Origin of the sequence: Pseudomonas anguilliseptica, assembly GCF_021375795.1 — a bacterium.
Lineage (GTDB): Bacteria > Pseudomonadota > Gammaproteobacteria > Pseudomonadales > Pseudomonadaceae > Aquipseudomonas > Aquipseudomonas anguilliseptica_A.
The window spans coordinates 71,876-88,275 of sequence record NZ_JAEIOI010000004.1; the positions used below are offsets into that span (position 1 = coordinate 71,876).

At 59.1% G+C, this 16,400-nt stretch carries 21 protein-coding genes; 11 read left to right on the top strand and 10 right to left on the bottom strand.

What is annotated here, in order from left to right:
• Positions 1–96: 96 nt before the first annotated feature.
• From hisD to IOD17_RS15050, 9 genes are all read right to left on the bottom strand, one after another.
• Complete coding sequence (gene hisD / locus IOD17_RS15010; RefSeq protein WP_233685868.1) at positions 97–1,407, bottom strand: histidinol dehydrogenase; 1,311 nt, start codon at positions 1,405–1,407, stop codon at positions 97–99.
• Positions 1,408–1,531: 124 nt separating this feature from the next.
• The gene (gene hisG, locus IOD17_RS15015) at positions 1,532–2,167 is read right to left on the bottom strand and encodes an ATP phosphoribosyltransferase (RefSeq protein WP_233685869.1); all 636 of its coding nucleotides are present in this window, start codon (positions 2,165–2,167) and stop codon (positions 1,532–1,534) included.
• Between the two features lie 158 nt (positions 2,168–2,325).
• On the bottom strand, positions 2,326–3,591 hold the full coding sequence (gene murA, locus IOD17_RS15020; RefSeq protein ID WP_233685870.1) for a UDP-N-acetylglucosamine 1-carboxyvinyltransferase: 1,266 nt from the start codon (positions 3,589–3,591) through the stop codon (positions 2,326–2,328).
• 12 nt (positions 3,592–3,603) lie between these two features.
• A complete protein-coding gene (locus tag IOD17_RS15025) occupies positions 3,604–3,843 on the bottom strand; it encodes a BolA family protein (protein ID WP_090255487.1) in 240 nt (79 codons plus the stop codon).
• A gap of 121 nt (positions 3,844–3,964) precedes the next feature.
• Positions 3,965–4,273 carry an STAS domain-containing protein gene (locus IOD17_RS15030; protein ID WP_233685871.1) on the bottom strand — a complete coding sequence of 103 codons (309 nt, stop codon included), beginning with the start codon at positions 4,271–4,273 and terminating at the stop codon, positions 3,965–3,967.
• Positions 4,270–4,902 carry an MlaC/ttg2D family ABC transporter substrate-binding protein gene (locus IOD17_RS15035; RefSeq protein WP_233685872.1) on the bottom strand — a complete coding sequence of 211 codons (633 nt, stop codon included), beginning with the start codon at positions 4,900–4,902 and terminating at the stop codon, positions 4,270–4,272. Before IOD17_RS15035 ends, IOD17_RS15030 begins: the two co-directional genes overlap by 4 nt.
• Before the next feature lie 14 nt (positions 4,903–4,916).
• The gene (gene mlaD / locus IOD17_RS15040; RefSeq protein ID WP_233685873.1) at positions 4,917–5,387 is read right to left on the bottom strand and encodes an outer membrane lipid asymmetry maintenance protein MlaD; all 471 of its coding nucleotides are present in this window, start codon (positions 5,385–5,387) and stop codon (positions 4,917–4,919) included.
• Complete coding sequence (mlaE, locus tag IOD17_RS15045) at positions 5,387–6,184, bottom strand: lipid asymmetry maintenance ABC transporter permease subunit MlaE (RefSeq protein ID WP_233685874.1); 798 nt, start codon at positions 6,182–6,184, stop codon at positions 5,387–5,389. The genes mlaD and mlaE overlap by 1 nt, the downstream gene beginning before the upstream one ends.
• Positions 6,184–6,993: an ATP-binding cassette domain-containing protein gene (locus IOD17_RS15050; protein ID WP_233685875.1), complete on the bottom strand. Its 810-nt coding sequence runs from the start codon at positions 6,991–6,993 to the stop codon at positions 6,184–6,186. Before IOD17_RS15050 ends, mlaE begins: the two co-directional genes overlap by 1 nt.
• A 244-nt stretch (positions 6,994–7,237) precedes the next feature.
• On the opposite strand from IOD17_RS15050, the gene IOD17_RS15055 reads away from it, so the two are divergent.
• The 10 genes from IOD17_RS15055 (at position 7,238) to IOD17_RS15100 (ending at position 14,356) form a co-directional block, all read left to right on the top strand.
• Positions 7,238–8,212, top strand: coding sequence for a KpsF/GutQ family sugar-phosphate isomerase (locus IOD17_RS15055; RefSeq protein WP_233685876.1), 975 nt, complete (start codon positions 7,238–7,240; stop codon positions 8,210–8,212).
• Positions 8,212–8,733 carry a KdsC family phosphatase gene (locus tag IOD17_RS15060; RefSeq protein ID WP_233685877.1) on the top strand — a complete coding sequence of 174 codons (522 nt, stop codon included), beginning with the start codon at positions 8,212–8,214 and terminating at the stop codon, positions 8,731–8,733. Before IOD17_RS15055 ends, IOD17_RS15060 begins: the two co-directional genes overlap by 1 nt.
• 7 nt (positions 8,734–8,740) lie before the next feature.
• Positions 8,741–9,310 carry an LPS export ABC transporter periplasmic protein LptC gene (gene lptC, locus IOD17_RS15065; RefSeq protein ID WP_233685878.1) on the top strand — a complete coding sequence of 190 codons (570 nt, stop codon included), beginning with the start codon at positions 8,741–8,743 and terminating at the stop codon, positions 9,308–9,310.
• Complete coding sequence (gene lptA / locus IOD17_RS15070; protein WP_233685879.1) at positions 9,297–9,839, top strand: lipopolysaccharide transport periplasmic protein LptA; 543 nt, start codon at positions 9,297–9,299, stop codon at positions 9,837–9,839. The genes lptC and lptA overlap by 14 nt, the downstream gene beginning before the upstream one ends.
• A 2-nt stretch (positions 9,840–9,841) precedes the next feature.
• The gene (gene lptB / locus IOD17_RS15075) at positions 9,842–10,567 is read left to right on the top strand and encodes an LPS export ABC transporter ATP-binding protein (RefSeq protein ID WP_233685880.1); all 726 of its coding nucleotides are present in this window, start codon (positions 9,842–9,844) and stop codon (positions 10,565–10,567) included.
• A 138-nt stretch (positions 10,568–10,705) separates the two neighbouring features.
• Positions 10,706–12,220 carry an RNA polymerase factor sigma-54 gene (locus tag IOD17_RS15080; protein ID WP_233685881.1) on the top strand — a complete coding sequence of 505 codons (1,515 nt, stop codon included), beginning with the start codon at positions 10,706–10,708 and terminating at the stop codon, positions 12,218–12,220.
• A 193-nt stretch (positions 12,221–12,413) separates the two neighbouring features.
• On the top strand, positions 12,414–12,722 hold the full coding sequence (hpf, locus tag IOD17_RS15085; RefSeq protein WP_233685882.1) for a ribosome hibernation-promoting factor, HPF/YfiA family: 309 nt from the start codon (positions 12,414–12,416) through the stop codon (positions 12,720–12,722).
• Positions 12,723–12,737: 15 nt separating this feature from the next.
• Positions 12,738–13,211, top strand: a complete 474-nt coding sequence (gene ptsN / locus IOD17_RS15090) for a PTS IIA-like nitrogen regulatory protein PtsN (RefSeq protein WP_233685883.1) — start codon at positions 12,738–12,740, stop codon at positions 13,209–13,211.
• 2 nt (positions 13,212–13,213) lie between these two features.
• Positions 13,214–14,071, top strand: a complete 858-nt coding sequence (gene rapZ / locus IOD17_RS15095; RefSeq protein ID WP_233685884.1) for an RNase adapter RapZ — start codon at positions 13,214–13,216, stop codon at positions 14,069–14,071.
• Positions 14,072–14,083: 12 nt separating this feature from the next.
• Positions 14,084–14,356, top strand: coding sequence for an HPr family phosphocarrier protein (locus tag IOD17_RS15100; protein ID WP_233685885.1), 273 nt, complete (start codon positions 14,084–14,086; stop codon positions 14,354–14,356).
• A 62-nt stretch (positions 14,357–14,418) separates the two neighbouring features.
• Here the strand turns inward: IOD17_RS15100 and pmbA are convergent, their stop codons facing one another.
• Complete coding sequence (gene pmbA, locus IOD17_RS15105; RefSeq protein ID WP_233685886.1) at positions 14,419–15,765, bottom strand: metalloprotease PmbA; 1,347 nt, start codon at positions 15,763–15,765, stop codon at positions 14,419–14,421.
• 104 nt (positions 15,766–15,869) lie between these two features.
• Here pmbA and yjgA point away from each other — a divergent pair, with 104 nt between their 5' ends.
• Positions 15,870–16,388: a ribosome biogenesis factor YjgA gene (gene yjgA, locus IOD17_RS15110; protein WP_233685887.1), complete on the top strand. Its 519-nt coding sequence runs from the start codon at positions 15,870–15,872 to the stop codon at positions 16,386–16,388.
• The last annotated feature ends 12 nt before the right edge of the window (positions 16,389–16,400 follow it).

Here is a 16,400-nt window from a genome sequence, read left to right on the forward strand (position 1 = left end):
TCCTCAAATTCGTTAGCTGTGCTTTCGTAGGAGCCAGCTTGCTGGCGATTCGCTCTCAAAAGCATCACCAGCAAGCTGGCTCCTAAAGGGTTCGACTTAAGGCTTGATGCGGTACTCCGCGCTGCGGGCGTGGGCGGTCAGCGACTCGCCACGGGCCAGCACGCTGGCCACCTTGCCCAGCTCCGACGCACCTTCGGCCGAACAGTGAATGATCGACGAGCGCTTCTGGAAGTCGTACACCCCCAGCGGCGAGGAGTAGCGCGCGGTACCGGAGGTCGGCAGCACATGGTTGGGCCCGGCGCAGTAATCACCCAGAGCTTCGGCGGTGTAGCGGCCCATAAAGATCGCCCCGGCGTGACGGATCTGCGGCAGGTGCTCGTCAGGGTTTGCCACCGACAATTCCAGGTGCTCCGGCGCGATACGGTTGGCCACTTCAATGGCCTGGGCCATATCGGCGACCTGAATCAGCGCGCCACGACCTTCCAGTGAGGTGCGCGCAATCGTCTCGCGCTCCAGGGTCGGCAGCAATTTGGCGATGCTTTCAGCGACACGGTCAAGGAAGGCAGCATCCGGACTGACCAGAATCGATTGCGCGTCTTCATCGTGTTCGGCCTGGGAGAACAGGTCCATGGCGATCCAGTCCGGATCGGTCTGGCCGTCACACACCACGAGAATCTCCGACGGGCCGGCAATCATGTCGATGCCAACCTTGCCGAACACGTGGCGCTTGGCGGTAGCGACGTAGATATTGCCGGGGCCGACAATCTTGTCCACCGGCGGTACGCTCTGGGTGCCGTAGGCCAGCGCAGCGACGGCTTGCGCACCACCGATGGTAAATACGCGATCGACGCCAGCGATGCAGGCGGCGGCCAGGACGATCTCGTTGATTTCGCCGCGCGGGGTCGGCACCACCATCACCACCTCTGGCACACCGGCGACCTTGGCCGGGATGGCGTTCATCAGCACCGAAGACGGATAGGACGCTTTGCCACCCGGCACATACAAACCGGCACGGTCCAACGGAGTGACTTTTTGTCCCAGCACGGTGCCGTCGGCTTCGGTGTAGGTCCAGGAGTCCTGACGCTGGCGCTCGTGGTACAGGCGCACGCGCTCGGCAGCCTTTTCCAGGGCGCTGCGCTGCTCCGGAGTGATGCGGGTCAGGGCCAGTTCCAGGCGCTCGCGCGGCAGAATCAGGTCGGCCATCGAGGCGACATCCAGGCCGTCGAACTGCTTGGTGAATTCCACCAGTGCCGCATCGCCGCGCTCACGCACGGCCTTGATGATATCCAGTACGCGCTGGTTGACCGCGTCGTCCGAAACACTTTCCCAGCTCAGCAGATGATCCAGATGCTGGGCAAAGTCCTGGTCAGCGGCATTGAGTCGGCGAATAGCGATAGGAGCGGTCATAGCGGGCCTCTTAAATTGGCAAATGCTCGGGCGTCGCTAGGCTACCAAGCCCACCGTATGGACGCCCGAGAAAAGTGGCTATGACACGGATAGGCAAACGCGACGTAATGCCGCGCTGAGGGTATTAGCGGGGGTGTCGTGCCTCGACCGCATCACGCAGGGTGTCGATCAACGCCTGAATGCGCGCATGCTGCATCTTCATCGACGCCTTGTTGACCACTAGGCGCGAGCTGATCGGGGCAATCAGTTCCTGGGCTTCCAGGCCGTTGGCACGCAGGGTGTTGCCGGTATCCACCACGTCGATGATCTTGTCAGCCAGCCCCACCAGCGGTGCCAGTTCCATCGAGCCATACAGTTTGATGATGTCGACCTGGCGGCCCTGTTCGGCGTAATAACGCTTGGCCACGTTGACGAACTTGGTGGCGACGCGCAGCCGGCCTTTCGGCTCTGGCGCACCGACTGCACCGGCAGTCATCAGTTTGCAGCGGGCAATACGCAGATCAAGCGGTTCATACAAACCCTGGCCGCCATACTCCATGAGCACGTCTTTGCCAGCCACGCCGAGATCGGCGGCGCCATGCTCGACATAGGTCGGCACATCGGTGGCACGCACGATCAGCAGACGCACATCATCCAGGGTGGTGGGGATGATCAGCTTGCGACTTTTATCCGGGTTCTCGGTCGGCTCAATGCCCGCCGCCGCCAGCAGCGGCAGGGTGTCATCGAGAATCCGGCCTTTGGAAAGGGCAATGGTCAGCATTACAAAACTAATTCCTACTAAAAGCGGTTTAAAAACGTCGCGAGCGCAGGTCAGGCAAGGCCAAAAAAGACGAGGAAACGGAGTGTACTGCTGTACATGAGTATTCCGAATCTGTTTTTAACGCAGCATCACCAAGCGCAGCAGTTTTAAAACTGCTTTTAGCCCGGCACACGGCGAATCTTCGCCCCCAGAAGCTGCAGCTTCTCTTCGATGCACTCGTAACCACGGTCGATGTGGTAGATGCGGTCGATCAGGGTGTCGCCTTCAGCAACCAGCGCCGAAATCACCAGACTGGCCGAAGCACGCAGGTCGGTGGCCATCACGGGGGCGCCTTTGAGCTTCTCGACGCCGGTAACGATAGCGGTGTTGCCTTCAACCTGAATCTGCGCGCCCATACGGATCATTTCATGCACGTGCATAAAACGGTTTTCGAAGACGGTTTCGATCACCGTGCCGGTGCCCTCGGCAATTGCATTGAGGGCAATGAACTGTGCCTGCATGTCCGTCGGGAACGCCGGATAAGGGGCAGTGCGCAGGTTGACGGCTTTAGGCCGCTTGCCGTGCATGTTCAGCTCGATCCAGTCATTACCGCTGGTGATTTCTGCACCGGCTTCCTGCAATTTGGACAGCACTGCTTCCAGGGTGGTCGGATCAGTGTCCTTGACCTTGACCCGGCCACCGGTAACAGCCGCAGCCACTAGGTAGGTGCCGGTTTCAATACGGTCAGGCATCACACTGAAGCGTGCACCGTGCAAACGCTCAACGCCATCGATGGTGATGGTGTCGGTGCCAGCGCCACTGATTTTCGCGCCCATGGCGATCAGGCAGTTGGCCAGGTCGACCACCTCCGGCTCGCGTGCGGCGTTTTCCAGCACGCTGCGGCCTTTGGCCAGGCTCGCGGCCATCATGATGTTTTCAGTACCGGTCACACTGACGGTGTCGAAGAAGAAGTGCGCGCCACGCAGGCCGCCTTCCGGCGCCTTGGCCTTGATATAGCCGGCCTCGACATCAATGATCGCGCCCATGGCCTCAAGGCCACGGATGTGCAGATCAACCGGACGCGAACCAATGGCGCAACCACCCGGCAGGGCAACTTCGGCATAACCAAAGCGTGCAACCATCGGGCCGAGTACCAGGATCGATGCGCGCATGGTTTTTACCAGCTCGTAGGGCGCGACCAGAGTTTTGATCGCCCGCGCGTCGACTTCAACGCTGAGCTTTTCATCAATGATCGGCTCGATCCCCATACGACCGAACAGCTCGATCATGGTGGTGATGTCGTGCAGGTGCGGCAGGTTGCAGATGGTGACAGGCGCATCACCAAGCAGGGTCGCGGCGAGAATCGGCAGGGCAGAGTTCTTCGCCCCGGAAATGCGGATTTCGCCATCGAGGCGCACACCGCCGGTAATAATCAGTTTGTCCATGATTCTCTCGGTTTAGGAGCGCGCGGCCCAATCGGCACGGCTGAAGAATTTCATACTCACGGCGTGAATGCTGCCATCGGCGATCCAGGCATTGAGGTGAGCGTAGATCTGTTGCTGGCGCTTGACCGGACTGAGGGCTGCCAGCTCATCACTGATCAGGTTCAGCTGAAAGTTGCAGCCTTCGCCTTCGACTTCCACTTGGGTATCCGGCAATTTAGCCTCAAGGAGACTCTTTACTTCTAAGGCTTGCATGCTCAACCTCGATCAATGCATGAATTAACGACTGCCGAGCCTACGCTCGCGGGCCGAGCATCATACAAAAAAGCCCCACGCCTGCGAACCCCGCATTATTCCCAGCCGACCGAAGCCCTGCTCAAGCTTGTAGCGGAAGAATTTCCAGCAGGCCGCAGACGCTGGCAATTTCGCGCATGTCATTGGGCAGGTTACGCACACTCAGCGTCTTGTTGTGGGCACTCGCGTCACGCATAAAAGCCAGCAGCAGCGACACACCGACACTGCTGGATTTTTCCACACCACAGCAATCGATCACGCAGGCTGCGGCCTGGGTGGCCTTGAGCAGCTTCCCGCCCTGCTCACGTAAGGCCGGGGCACTCAGGTAATCCAGCACGCCGACCAGTTGCAGAATACCGGGGGCGGCCTCAGTGATATTCGCCTGACTCACGAGGCATTGGCCCCTTGGCGCGCCTTGGCAACGGTTTCGGCCCAATTGTCGATGACCTTGTCCAGGTCATTGCGATTGTCCTGCATGGCCTGGGCAAACTGGTCGCGGAACAACTTGCCGACGTTGATGCCATTGATGATCACGTTGCGCATCTTCCAGGTGCCGTCCTGGCTGACCATGGTGTAGGACAGCGGATAGACCGTGCCCTTGCCGTCCTTGATCTCCATATTCACCGAGGTGCGCTCTGGGTCTTGCTGACCGCTGACCGGTAACACGCGGATATCCTGGTTGTTGTACTCAAGCAGAGCATTGCCATAGAACTGCATCAGGCTGCGCTTGAAGTTTTCCTGAAAGCGCTGCATCTGCTCAGGCGTGGCCTGGCGCGAATAACGCACGGTCATCACCCCACGAGAAATGCCATCCACATCCACCACCGGACCGAGAATGCTGTCCAACGCGTTGTAGAACGCCCCCGGGTCCGTGCGGTAGTGCTCCTTGTTAGCCTTGAGGTCGGCCAGCAGGGTGCTGGTGGTCTGCTGCACCACCTCATGGGCGGCCGGTGCCGCAAACAATGGCAGGGATACGACGGCCAAACAGATAAACAGACCGTTACGCAGTGCTTTGAACATAGTCAGTACCTCTATTAATTAGCCTGGTCTTTGTTGACCGAATTGAGCAGGAACTTGCCAATCAGGTCCTCCAGCACCAGCGATGACTGCGTGTCGTGGATGGTGCTGCCTTCACGCAGCACCTCCTCTTCACCACCCACACTAATTCCGATGTATTTCTCACCCAACAGACCAGCAGTGAGAATCGAGGCGGTGGAATCTGCCGGCAGATTGTCTACGGCATCATCCAGCTGCATGGTGACGCGCCCCATGTAACTGTTGCGATCCAGATCGATGGCCGTGACCTTGCCAATCGTGACGCCCGCCATGGTCACCTTCGACCTCACGGTCAGACCGGCAATGTTGTCAAAGTGCGCATAGATCTTATAGGTATTATCGCTGCTACCCACGGTCAGGCCACTGACGCGCAAGGCCAGCAGCAAAAAGGCCAACAACCCGGCCAACAGGAACAAGCCGACACCCACTTCCAGCGTGCGGTTCTGCATCAGAAATCTCCAAACATCAAAGCGGTCAGAATGAAGTCCAGCCCCAATACGGCGAGCGAGGCGTACACCACCGTCTTGGTGGTGGCACTGCTAATCCCTTCCGAAGTCGGCTCACAGTCATAGCCCTGGAACACGGCGATCCAAGTCACGACAAACGCAAAGACCAGGCTTTTGATAACCCCGTTAAGAACGTCTTCGCGAAACGAAACACTGCTCTGCATATTGGCCCAGAACGAGCCTTCATAAACCCCGAGCCAGTCTACGGCAACCATGGCCCCACCCCAGATGCCGACCACACTGAAAATCATCGCCAGCAGCGGCATCGAGATGAAGCCCGCCCAGAGACGCGGCGCGACAATATATTTGAGCGGGTCTACACCGATCATTGCCAGGCTGGACAGCTGCTCGGTGGACTTCATATTGCCGATTTCCGCGGTCAGTGCCGAGCCAGCACGTCCCGCGAAGAGTAGAGCCGTTACCACCGGCCCAAGTTCACGCAGCAGCGTCAGGGCGACCATCTGCCCTACCGCCTGCTCCGAACCGTACTTGGCCAGAATGCTAAAACCCTGCAGCGACAACACCATGCCGATAAAGATGCCGGACACAACTATGATCGCCAGGGACATCACCCCAACCGAATACAGCTGTTTGACCAGCAGCTGAAAGCTGTTGCCTGCCGCACCACGCCCAAACAAGGCACGCAGCAGGAAAATCACCGAGCGGCCCAGCGTGGCGACCACATCTATACCGGCGCGACCGAACAGGCGCACCCGTTCGAGCACAGACGTCTTGCGCATCAGCGCCCCCCCAACAGGTCGTCGCGGTAATTGGCCGCAGGAAAATGAAACGGTACAGGTCCATCTGGCGTGCCCTGCATAAACTGACGCACGCGCGGATTATCCGAAGCCATCAGCTCGGCCGGCGTACCTTGGCCCAACACCTGGGTATCACCTACTACATAGATGTAGTCGGCAATGCTGGCGGTTTCCGCCAGATCATGGGACACCACGATACTGGTGATGCCCAATGCATCGTTGAGCAAACGAATAAGGCGCACCAACACGCCCATGGCAATTGGGTCCTGACCGACGAACGGCTCGTCATACATCAGAATCTGAGGATCCAGGGCGATCGCCCGGGCCAAAGCCACGCGACGCTTCATCCCGCCAGACAGCTCATCCGGCATCAAATCCAGCGCACCACGCAGCCCCACGGCCTGCAGCTTCATCAACACGATGTCGCGAATCATCTCTTCCGGCAGCTTGGTGTGCACCCGCAGCGGAAAGGCAACGTTCTCGAAAACATCCAGGTCGGTAAACAGCGCACCGCTCTGAAACAGCACCCCCATCTGCTTGCGCATGTCGAACAGCTCACTGCGCGACAAGCCTGGCAGGTTCACCCCATTGACCCAGACTTCGCCCTCGCTGGGCTTGAGCTCAGCGGCGATCAAACGCAACAGCGTGGTCTTGCCACAGCCGGACGGCCCCATGATCCCAGTGACCTTGCCACGGGGAATGTGGATATCGACATTCTTGAAAATATCCCGCTCGCCGCGTTTAAAGCTGACATTCTTCAGCTCAACTGCATACGGGTTCTCGGCGCTCATCTGGACTCCTTGCTCAACGCTTGCCTGACTGACGTAGCCTCCCGAGAAAAGGGCACTACACGCCGCCGAACGTACCGAAAATGGCCGCAAACTATACCATTGCGCCCGCCCCCACCCAAGATTGAACTTGTTGCGGGAGATAAGCGCCTCACAATTCCACCGCCCCCCCCACAGTCGAAATGCTGGGCAGGCGCAGCATTACCGTTATAATCGACAACTTTTAGCCGACCGCCACAGAGTCCCAATGAGCCAGCCAACCGACCTGATTCAGTCCGCACAGCGCACCATTCGCCTGGAAATCGAGGCGATACAGGACCTGTTGCAACGTATCAACGGTGATTTCGTGCGTGCCTGCCAGCTGATTCTCAGCAGCAAGGGCCGCGTGGTCGTGGTTGGCATGGGCAAATCCGGCCATATCGGCAACAAGATCGCCGCCACATTGGCCAGTACCGGCACTACGGCCTTTTTTGTGCACCCGGCAGAAGCCAGCCACGGCGATATGGGTATGATCACCCGCGACGATGTCGTACTGGCGCTTTCCAACTCGGGTTCAACCGCAGAAATCGTTACCCTGCTGCCACTGATCAAACGCCTCGGCATCACCCTGATCAGCATGACCGGCAACCCCGATTCGCCACTGGCCAAGGCCGCGGAAGTCAACCTGGATGCACGCGTTACCCAGGAAGCCTGCCCCCTGAACCTGGCACCAACCTCTTCTACCACCGCTTCTCTGGTACTGGGTGACGCCCTGGCCATTGCCCTGCTGGAAGCTCGCGGCTTTACCGCTGAAGATTTTGCGTTCTCCCACCCCGGTGGCGCACTGGGCCGTCGCCTGCTGCTCAAGGTGGAAAACGTTATGCATGCCGGCGACAGTCTGCCACGCGTCAGCCGCGGCACCTCGCTGCGTGATGCACTGCTGGAAATGACCCAGAAAGGCCTGGGCATGACCGTCGTCACCGAAGATGATGGCCGCCTGGCCGGAATATTTACCGACGGTGACCTGCGCCGCGCACTCGATAAAGGCATTGATGTACGCGATGCACTCATCGACGACGTCATGACCCTGCACGGCAAGACCGCTCGCGCCGAAATGCTCGCCGCCGAAGCCCTGAAGATCATGGAAGACCACAAAATCAGCGCACTGGTGGTGGTAGATGAACGCGACCACCCAACTGGCGCATTCAACCTTGGCGATCTATTGCGCGCAGGAGTGATGTGATGAGCGACCTGCAGCAGCGTGCCTGCGCAATCAAACTGGCGGTATTCGATGTCGACGGCGTACTGACCGACGGCAAGCTGTACTTCCTGGTGGACGGCAGTGAATTCAAGACGTTCAACACCCTCGACGGCCACGGCATCAAGATGCTGATCAACTCCGGGGTACGCACCGCCATTATCAGCGGCCGCAAAACGCCAGTGGTTGAGCGTCGCGCACAGAATCTGGGCATTCAACACCTGTATCAGGGTCGCGAGGACAAGCTTGTTGTACTGGATGAACTGCTTGGCGAACTTGGCCTGAGCTATGAACAAGTCGCCTATCTGGGCGACGACCTGCCGGACCTGCCCGTTATGCGCCGTGTCGGCCTGGGTATGGCCGTTGCCAGCGCCGATGGTTTTGTCCGCCAGCACGCCCATGGCGTGACCCAGGCACGTGGCGGCGAAGGCGCCGCACGCGAGTTCTGCGAACTGATCATGCGCGCCCAAGGCACCCTTGAAGCCGCCCAAGCCGCTTATCTATAGGTCAACCATGCCCCGCAAATTACTCAATATCCTGCTGTTCGCCTGTGCCGCCCTACTGGTTGCGGCACTTGGCTACTGGAACCTCAGCCCGGAAGGTTTCAACCAGCAGCCGCAAACAGCTGCTGCCGATAACGCCATCGACTTCTATGCCAGCAACACCTATACCGTGCAGTATCAGGCCGACGGCAAGCTGCATTATGAGTTGACTGCCGACAAGGTCGAACACATCAAGGCCAGCGATATCACCCTGATGACCGCCCCGAACATGAACCTGTTTCGCGGCAGCGAACTGCCCTGGAAGATCCGCAGCGAACGCGGCGAGGTCTCGCCGGGCGGCGTCGAAGTCGAACTGATCGACAAGGTACGCGTCGAACGCACCGACGCTAAAGGCCGCCCGACCATTCTCACCACCAGCCGCCTGACCGTATTCCCCGATAAGGAATATGCGCAGACCCAGCAAGCCGTTAGAATCGACGCGGCCAATGGGGTGACCACGGCACAAGGAATGAAAGCGTACATGAATGACGGCAGGATGCTCCTGCTGTCCAACGTAAGAGGTCAGCATGAGGCTCGTTAACACCCTCCCCCTACTACTCAGCCTCAGCGCCGCACTCGGAAGTGTCAGCGCCTGGGCCCTGCCATCCGACCGCGAGCAGCCGATCCGCATCCAGGCTGACAGCGCCGAGCTTGATGACAAGCAGGGTGTTGCGGTCTATCGCGGCGATGTGGTGATTACCCAGGGCACCATGAAAGTGACTGGCGACACCGTGACCATCACCCAGAACGCTCAGGGCGATGTCGAGGTCTTCACCTCGGTCGGCAAACCAGCCTATTACGAACAACTGCCGTCAACCGACAAGCAGATCGTCAAAGCCTATGGCCTGACCATCCAGTATTTTATGGCCAATGACCGCGTGGTACTGATCGACCAGGCCAAGGTGATTCAGGAAGGCAACACCTTCGAAGGCGAGAAGATCGTCTATGACACCCAACGCCAGATCGTCAACGCGGGCCGCGCAACAGGCAGCAATGTCACCGCACCACGGCCACGCATCGACATGGTGATCCAGCCGAAGAACAAACCAGCCGACAAGCAGGCGCAGTAATAATGGCCACATTGAAAGCCCAACACCTGGCCAAAAGCTACAAAGGCCGCCAGGTCGTGCGCGACGTCAGCCTGAACATCGACAGCGGCCAGATCGTCGGCCTGCTTGGCCCTAACGGTGCCGGCAAGACCACCTGTTTCTACATGATCGTCGGCCTGGTACAGGCTGACCAGGGGCGTGTTCTGATCGACGGCCTGGACGTCAGCCACCAACCGATGCACGGCCGCGCCCGTGCCGGTATCGGCTACCTGCCACAAGAAGCCTCGATCTTTCGCAAACTCAGCGTGGCCGACAACATCATGGCCATTCTGGAGACTCGCAAGGACCTCAACGCCAGCGCGCGTCAGAAGGAGCTTGAGGGATTGTTGCAGGAATTTCACATCACCCACATCCGCGACAACCTGGGCATGAGCCTGTCCGGCGGTGAACGTCGCCGGGTAGAAATCGCTCGCGCCCTGGCCACCAACCCCAAGTTCATCTTGCTCGACGAACCCTTTGCAGGCGTCGACCCGATTTCCGTGGGCGACATCAAGCAGATCATCCACCACCTCAAGGCCAAAGGCATCGGCGTACTGATCACCGACCACAACGTACGCGAGACGCTGGACATCTGCGAAACCGCCTATATCGTCAGTGATGGTCAACTGATTGCCGAAGGTGACGCCGAAACCATTCTGGCCAACCAGACGGTAAAAGAAGTGTATCTGGGCCATGAGTTCAGGCTGTAACCACAGCTTTTCTCAGGCCGACTGCAGCCAAGGCTAGGCAAAACCCTTGAAGTCAGGCATATAATTTGCTTCCTAGTGGCGCTTTTTAACGGCGCCCTGTAGTGGATTGCGCACAGACGCCGGTAAATAAGGTCTGCAATGAAACCATCGCTAGTCCTGAAGATGGGCCAGCAGCTGACGATGACGCCGCAGCTGCAACAGGCCATCCGCCTACTCCAACTGTCGACCCTGGATCTGCAACAAGAGATTCAGGAGGCGCTGGAGTCCAACCCGATGCTCGAACGCCAGGAAGATGGCGATGATTTCGACAATTCGGACCCCATGGCCGATGGCGCAGAAAGCGCCAGCTCCAGTGAACAGCAGGAAACGCCCTACCAGGAGAGCAACTTTCAGGAAACCACGCAGACTGTGGACAACCTGGAAGAAGGCGACTGGGGCGAACGTATCCCCAATGAGCTTCCGGTTGATACTGCCTGGGAAGACATCTACCAGACCAGCGCCAGCAGCCTGCCCAGCAGTGCCAGTGAGGACGACGAGTGGGATTTCACCACCCGCACCTCCGGCGGTGAAAGCCTGCAAAGCCACCTGCTCTGGCAACTCAATCTGGCGGTGATGTCCGACAAGGACCGGCTGATCGGTGTCACACTGATCGACTGCATCAACGACCAAGGCTATCTCGAAGAAACCCTGGAAGAAGTCGTCGAAGCCTTCGACCCGGAACTGGATATCGAGCTCGACGAAGTCGAAGCCGTACTGCACCGCATCCAGCAATTCGAACCTGCTGGCATTGCTGCACGCAACCTGGGCGAATGCCTGCTTCTGCAACTGCGTCAGCTGCCCGCGAAAACCCCCTGGCTGAACGAAGCCCAGCGCCTGGCCAGTGACTACCTCGACCTGCTCGGCAGCCGCGACTACAGCCAACTGATGCGCCGAATGAAGCTCAAGGAAGACGAGCTGCGCCAGGTCATCGAACTGATCCAGAGTCTCAACCCGCGCCCAGGTTCGCAGATCGAATCCAGCGAACCTGAATACGTGGTGCCCGACGTGATCGTGCGCAAGCACAACGAACGCTGGCTGGTGGAGCTGAACCAGGAAGCCATGCCGCGCCTGCGGGTCAACGCGCAGTATGCCGGCTTCGTCAAACGTGCCGACTCCAGTGCTGACAACACCTTTATGCGCAACCAGCTGCAGGAAGCGCGCTGGTTCATCAAGAGCCTACAAAGCCGCAACGAAACCCTGATGAAGGTCGCCACGCAGATTGTCGAGCACCAGCGTGGCTTCCTCGACTATGGTGATGAGGCGATGAAACCCTTAGTGCTGCACGACATTGCCGAAGCAGTCGGCATGCACGAGTCGACCATTTCGCGGGTGACCACGCAGAAATTCATGCACACCCCGCGCGGTATTTACGAGCTGAAATATTTCTTTTCCAGCCACGTCAGCACCTCCGAAGGCGGCGAATGCTCGTCCACTGCGATCCGCGCCATCATCAAAAAACTGGTCGCCGCGGAAAATGCGAAAAAGCCGTTGAGTGACAGCAAGATCGCTGGTTTACTGGAGGCACAGGGCATTCAAGTAGCCCGCCGCACGGTCGCCAAGTACCGTGAATCCCTCGGAATAGCGCCCTCCAGCGAGCGCAAACGATTGATCTAGGGCGGCATCAAGAAGGAAGACAGATCGCACTGACCGAACACTCCAGGCCACGCCTTTTCGCAAAAGCAGCCATACTGCCATTAAGCAATCAGCGCCCGTGCCAGGCTCGTTCTGTCAGAGTCTTCCACGCCACAGTGTTCCGGCGGCAGGCCTCTTGCCTGCCTCTTACACACGGCAACAAGGAGAAAGCGGTATGCAAGTCAACATCAGTGGACATCAGCTGGATGTGACCGACGCCCTGCGCGACTACATCGTCGAAAAACTCGGACGATTGGAGCGCCACTTCGACAAGATTACCAACGTGCAAGTCATCATGGAGGTCGAGAAACTCAAGCAGAAAATCGAAGCGACCCTGCACATAGCTGGCGGCGAAGTGGTCGCCAATGCCGAGCACGACGACATGTACGCCGCCATCGATCTACTGACTGACAAACTCGATCGACAACTCATCAAACACAAGGAAAAACAGCTCGAACGTCAACAGGGCGCAATGGCCCGCTGACCTCGTCTATCTCCTATGATCCAACTTGAAACCATCCTGACCCCCGGCCGTTCCTTGGTGAACGTGCCGGGAGGCAGCAAAAAACGTGTTCTCGAACAGATTGCCAACCTGGTGGCGCGCGAGCTGCCTGACTTGGACGGCCAAGACATCTTCGAAAGCCTGATCGCCCGCGAAAAGCTTGGCTCGACCGGTTTTGGCAATGGCATTGCCATTCCGCACTGCCGCCTGGCCGGTTGCAGCGCCCCGATCAGCGCCCTGCTGCGCCTGGATGCAGCAGTCGACTTCGACGCCATTGACGGTGCGCCAGTGGACCTGTTGTTTGTCCTGCTGGTACCCGAGGCGGCTACCGATGCGCACCTGGAACTGCTCCGCCAGATTGCCAGCATGCTTGACCGCAGTGACGTGCGCACCCGCTTGCGTCAGGCCGAGAGCAGCGAGGCGCTGTATCAGGTGGTGGTGGACGTACAAAGCCAACTCAATCGAGCCTGAGCATGCGCCTGATCATCGTTAGCGGTCGCTCCGGCTCCGGGAAGAGCACTGCCCTCGATGTACTTGAGGACAACGGTTTTTACTGCATCGACAACCTGCCGGCCGGGCTCTTGCCTGAGCTTGCAGAGCGCGCGTTGCTGCACACCGAACTGTTGCACCCTCTGGTTGCTGTATCCATTGATGCACGCAACCTGCCCAGTCAGCTCAAGCGCTTTCCCGAACTGCTCGATGAAGTACGCGCCCGCCACATCCAGTGCGATGTGCTCTATCTGGATGCCGATGAAGAAACCCTGCTCAAGCGCTTCTCGGAAACCCGTCGGCGTCATCCACTGACCAATGAAACACGCTCACTGGCAGAAGCCATTGCCGATGAAAGCCTGCTGCTCGGTCCTATCATCGACCTGGCCGACCTAAAGATCGACACCACCCACCTCAACCTTTATCAACTGCGCGACAGCCTAAAGCTGCGCCTGCTCAACCAGCCTGAACCGGGCACCGCGTTCCTGATCGAGTCCTTCGGTTTCAAGCGTGGTATGCCGGTGGATGCTGACCTGGTCTTCGATGTGCGCTGTCTGCCCAACCCCTACTGGAAGCCGGATCTACGCGACTACTCCGGCCTTGATCAGCCGGTGGTCGATTACCTCTCGGCCCAGGCCGATGTTGAAGAAATGTACCAGGACATTCTCGCCTACCTGAGCAAGTGGCTACCGCGCTTTGCCGCCAGCAACCGCGCCTATGTAACGGTGGCGATTGGCTGCACCGGCGGGCATCACCGATCGGTATATCTGGCCAACCGCCTGGGTGAAACGCTCAAGCCCATCCTGAAAAACGTTCAGACTCGCCACCGCGACCTCAGCTAAGGAATTGCCGCGATGCCCGCCTGCGAAATCACCATTATCAACAAGCTTGGTCTGCACGCCCGTGCCGCCGCCAAGTTCGTTGGCGTCGCCGGGCGTTTTCCTTGCCAGGTCAAGATCGGCCGCAGCCCGGAAAGCATGGTCGATGGCAAGAGCATCATGGCCGTAATGATGCTCGCAGCCGGTAAAGGCACCACCGTGCACCTGCATACCGAAGGCACAGAAGACAACGATGCCCTCAACGCCCTTTGCGCGCTGATCAACAACTACTTCGACGAAGGCGAATAAGCGCGCACAAACACAAAGGGGCCGAGCATCTGGATGCTCGGCCCCTTTTTTATGCCCGCAGCTCAGCTGCCAGCGACAGTCATGCGCTCGATCAGCACCGAGCCAGTGCGGATATTGCTACGCAGCTCCAGATCATTTCCGATGGCCACAATCTGCTTGAACATGTCGCGCATATTGCCGGCGATGGTGACTTCCTGCACCGGGAACTGGATCTCGCCATTCTCCACCCAGTAACCACCCGCGCCGCGCGAATAGTCGCCGGTGACCATATTCAACCCCTGCCCCATCAGCTCGGTCACCAGCAGGCCACGCCCCATGCGCTTGAGCAAGGCTTTCTGGTCTTCATCGCCATGGCTGACGAACAGGTTATGCACGCCGCCGGCGTTGGCCGTACTCGGCATGCCCAGCTTGCGTCCGGAATAAGTACCCAGCACATAGGACAGCAGTTCGCCACGCTCGACAAAGGACTTGGCATAGGTCGCCAAACCATCGCCATCGAAAGCCGCACTGCCCAGCGCCCGCGGAATATGTGGCCGCTCATCGAGTTTCAGCCAGCTGGGAAACAGCTGCTGACCCAGCGTGCCGTCAAGAAACGATGACTTGCGGTACAGATTGCCGCCGGAAATCGCCGCCAGAAAGCTGCCAAACAGCCCTGTTGCCAGCTCCGCAGAGAACAGCACCGGTACTTCGCAGGTAGGCACCGGCCGTGCGCCCAAGCGGCTAACTGCGCGTTCGGCGGCGCGCCGGCCAATGCTGCCGGCATCGGCCAGCAACTCGCCCTGACGATTGACGTCATACCAGTAATCACGCTGCATCTGCCCGCCGTCTTCGGCGATCATCACACAGCTCAGGCTGTGCCGCGTGCTGGCATAACCGCTGACAAAGCCATGGCTGTTGCCATACACCCGGCAGCCCTGATGGGTGTTGAGGGTGGTGCCGTCGGCATTCTTGATCCGGCTGTCTGCCGCAAACGCAGCGGCCTCACAACTGAGCGCCTGCTCAATGGCCTGCTCAGGGGTGATCGACCAGGCGTGGTAGAGATCCAGTTGAGGCAGCTCACGGGCCATCAGCCCCGCATCAGCCAAACCGGCGCATTCATCCTCGGAAGCATGTTTGGCAATCGCCAGTGCAGCCGCAACCGTTTCGCGAATAGCCGCTTCACCGCTGGCAGAGGTACTGGCCGAGCCTTTGCGCTGGCCGACATAGAGGGTGATGCCGAAGCCCTGATCACGGTTGAACTCGACCGTTTCCACTTCGCCCTGGCGCACCGTAGTGGACAAACCCTGCTCCACTGACACCGCCACTTCACAGGCACTCGCGCCCTGCTTTTTAGCCTCGGCAATGATCTGCTCCACCTGGGCCTGCAACTGCGGCACCGCCTGGGGGCCGACGCTCTCTACTGCACTCATAAACACTCCTGAACGATAAGCCGTACAGCGCCGCCACACAGGCCATCCGCTTACAGCTGGAAACTTGCTGCTATCATGTCGGCGTTTTCCACTGGACCGCCACCATGTCTGAATACCTTGACGACTTCTCCGGCGAGAAGAGCAAAAGCCAGATCAAACGCGAACTACACGCGCTGCAAGATCTGGGGCAACGCCTGACTACCCTGAAACTCGACCTGCTGAACAAGCTGCCGCTGACCGACGAGCTGCGCCGCGCGCTGGCCGAAGCGCCCAAGCACACCGCCAACGCGGCGAAAAAGCGCCACGTGCAGTTTATCGGCCGCCTGATGCGCGATCAGGACATTGAAGCCATCCTCACCCTGCTCGACCAGCTCGACGCCTCGACCCGCCAGTACAACGAGCGTTTTCACAACCTGGAGCGTTGGCGCGACCGGTTGATCAACGGTAACGACGACACCCTGGAAGCCTTCGTCGGCGAGTATGCCGACGCCGACCGCCAACACCTGCGCCAGCTGATCCGCCAGGCCCAGCACGAACTGGCGCAGAACAAAGCACCCGCCGCGTCACGCAAAATCTTCAAATACATCCGCGAACTGGACGAAACCCAGCGCGGTCTGCGCTAAAACAACACATCG

What these genes read in the sequence shown, in the direction of transcription:
- rapZ (WP_233685884.1), top strand. Translation starts at nt 13,214, where the DNA reads ATGCGCCTGATCATCGTTAGCGGTCGCTCCGGCTCCGGGAAGAGCACT.
- IOD17_RS15050 (WP_233685875.1), bottom strand. Translation starts at nt 6,993, where the DNA reads ATGAGCGCCGAGAACCCGTATGCAGTTGAGCTGAAGAATGTCAGCTTT.
- lptA (WP_233685879.1), top strand. Translation starts at nt 9,297, where the DNA reads ATGAGGCTCGTTAACACCCTCCCCCTACTACTCAGCCTCAGCGCCGCA.
- mlaE (WP_233685874.1), bottom strand. Translation starts at nt 6,184, where the DNA reads ATGCGCAAGACGTCTGTGCTCGAACGGGTGCGCCTGTTCGGTCGCGCC.
- lptB (WP_233685880.1), top strand. Translation starts at nt 9,842, where the DNA reads ATGGCCACATTGAAAGCCCAACACCTGGCCAAAAGCTACAAAGGCCGC.
- IOD17_RS15055 (WP_233685876.1), top strand. Translation starts at nt 7,238, where the DNA reads ATGAGCCAGCCAACCGACCTGATTCAGTCCGCACAGCGCACCATTCGC.
- hisD (WP_233685868.1), bottom strand. Translation starts at nt 1,407, where the DNA reads ATGACCGCTCCTATCGCTATTCGCCGACTCAATGCCGCTGACCAGGAC.
- IOD17_RS15035 (WP_233685872.1), bottom strand. Translation starts at nt 4,902, where the DNA reads ATGTTCAAAGCACTGCGTAACGGTCTGTTTATCTGTTTGGCCGTCGTA.
- hpf (WP_233685882.1), top strand. Translation starts at nt 12,414, where the DNA reads ATGCAAGTCAACATCAGTGGACATCAGCTGGATGTGACCGACGCCCTG.
- lptC (WP_233685878.1), top strand. Translation starts at nt 8,741, where the DNA reads ATGCCCCGCAAATTACTCAATATCCTGCTGTTCGCCTGTGCCGCCCTA.
- ptsN (WP_233685883.1), top strand. Translation starts at nt 12,738, where the DNA reads ATGATCCAACTTGAAACCATCCTGACCCCCGGCCGTTCCTTGGTGAAC.
- IOD17_RS15100 (WP_233685885.1), top strand. Translation starts at nt 14,084, where the DNA reads ATGCCCGCCTGCGAAATCACCATTATCAACAAGCTTGGTCTGCACGCC.
- murA (WP_233685870.1), bottom strand. Translation starts at nt 3,591, where the DNA reads ATGGACAAACTGATTATTACCGGCGGTGTGCGCCTCGATGGCGAAATC.
- IOD17_RS15080 (WP_233685881.1), top strand. Translation starts at nt 10,706, where the DNA reads ATGAAACCATCGCTAGTCCTGAAGATGGGCCAGCAGCTGACGATGACG.
- IOD17_RS15025 (WP_090255487.1), bottom strand. Translation starts at nt 3,843, where the DNA reads ATGCAAGCCTTAGAAGTAAAGAGTCTCCTTGAGGCTAAATTGCCGGAT.
- mlaD (WP_233685873.1), bottom strand. Translation starts at nt 5,387, where the DNA reads ATGCAGAACCGCACGCTGGAAGTGGGTGTCGGCTTGTTCCTGTTGGCC.
- yjgA (WP_233685887.1), top strand. Translation starts at nt 15,870, where the DNA reads ATGTCTGAATACCTTGACGACTTCTCCGGCGAGAAGAGCAAAAGCCAG.
- pmbA (WP_233685886.1), bottom strand. Translation starts at nt 15,765, where the DNA reads ATGAGTGCAGTAGAGAGCGTCGGCCCCCAGGCGGTGCCGCAGTTGCAG.
- IOD17_RS15060 (WP_233685877.1), top strand. Translation starts at nt 8,212, where the DNA reads ATGAGCGACCTGCAGCAGCGTGCCTGCGCAATCAAACTGGCGGTATTC.
- hisG (WP_233685869.1), bottom strand. Translation starts at nt 2,167, where the DNA reads ATGCTGACCATTGCCCTTTCCAAAGGCCGGATTCTCGATGACACCCTG.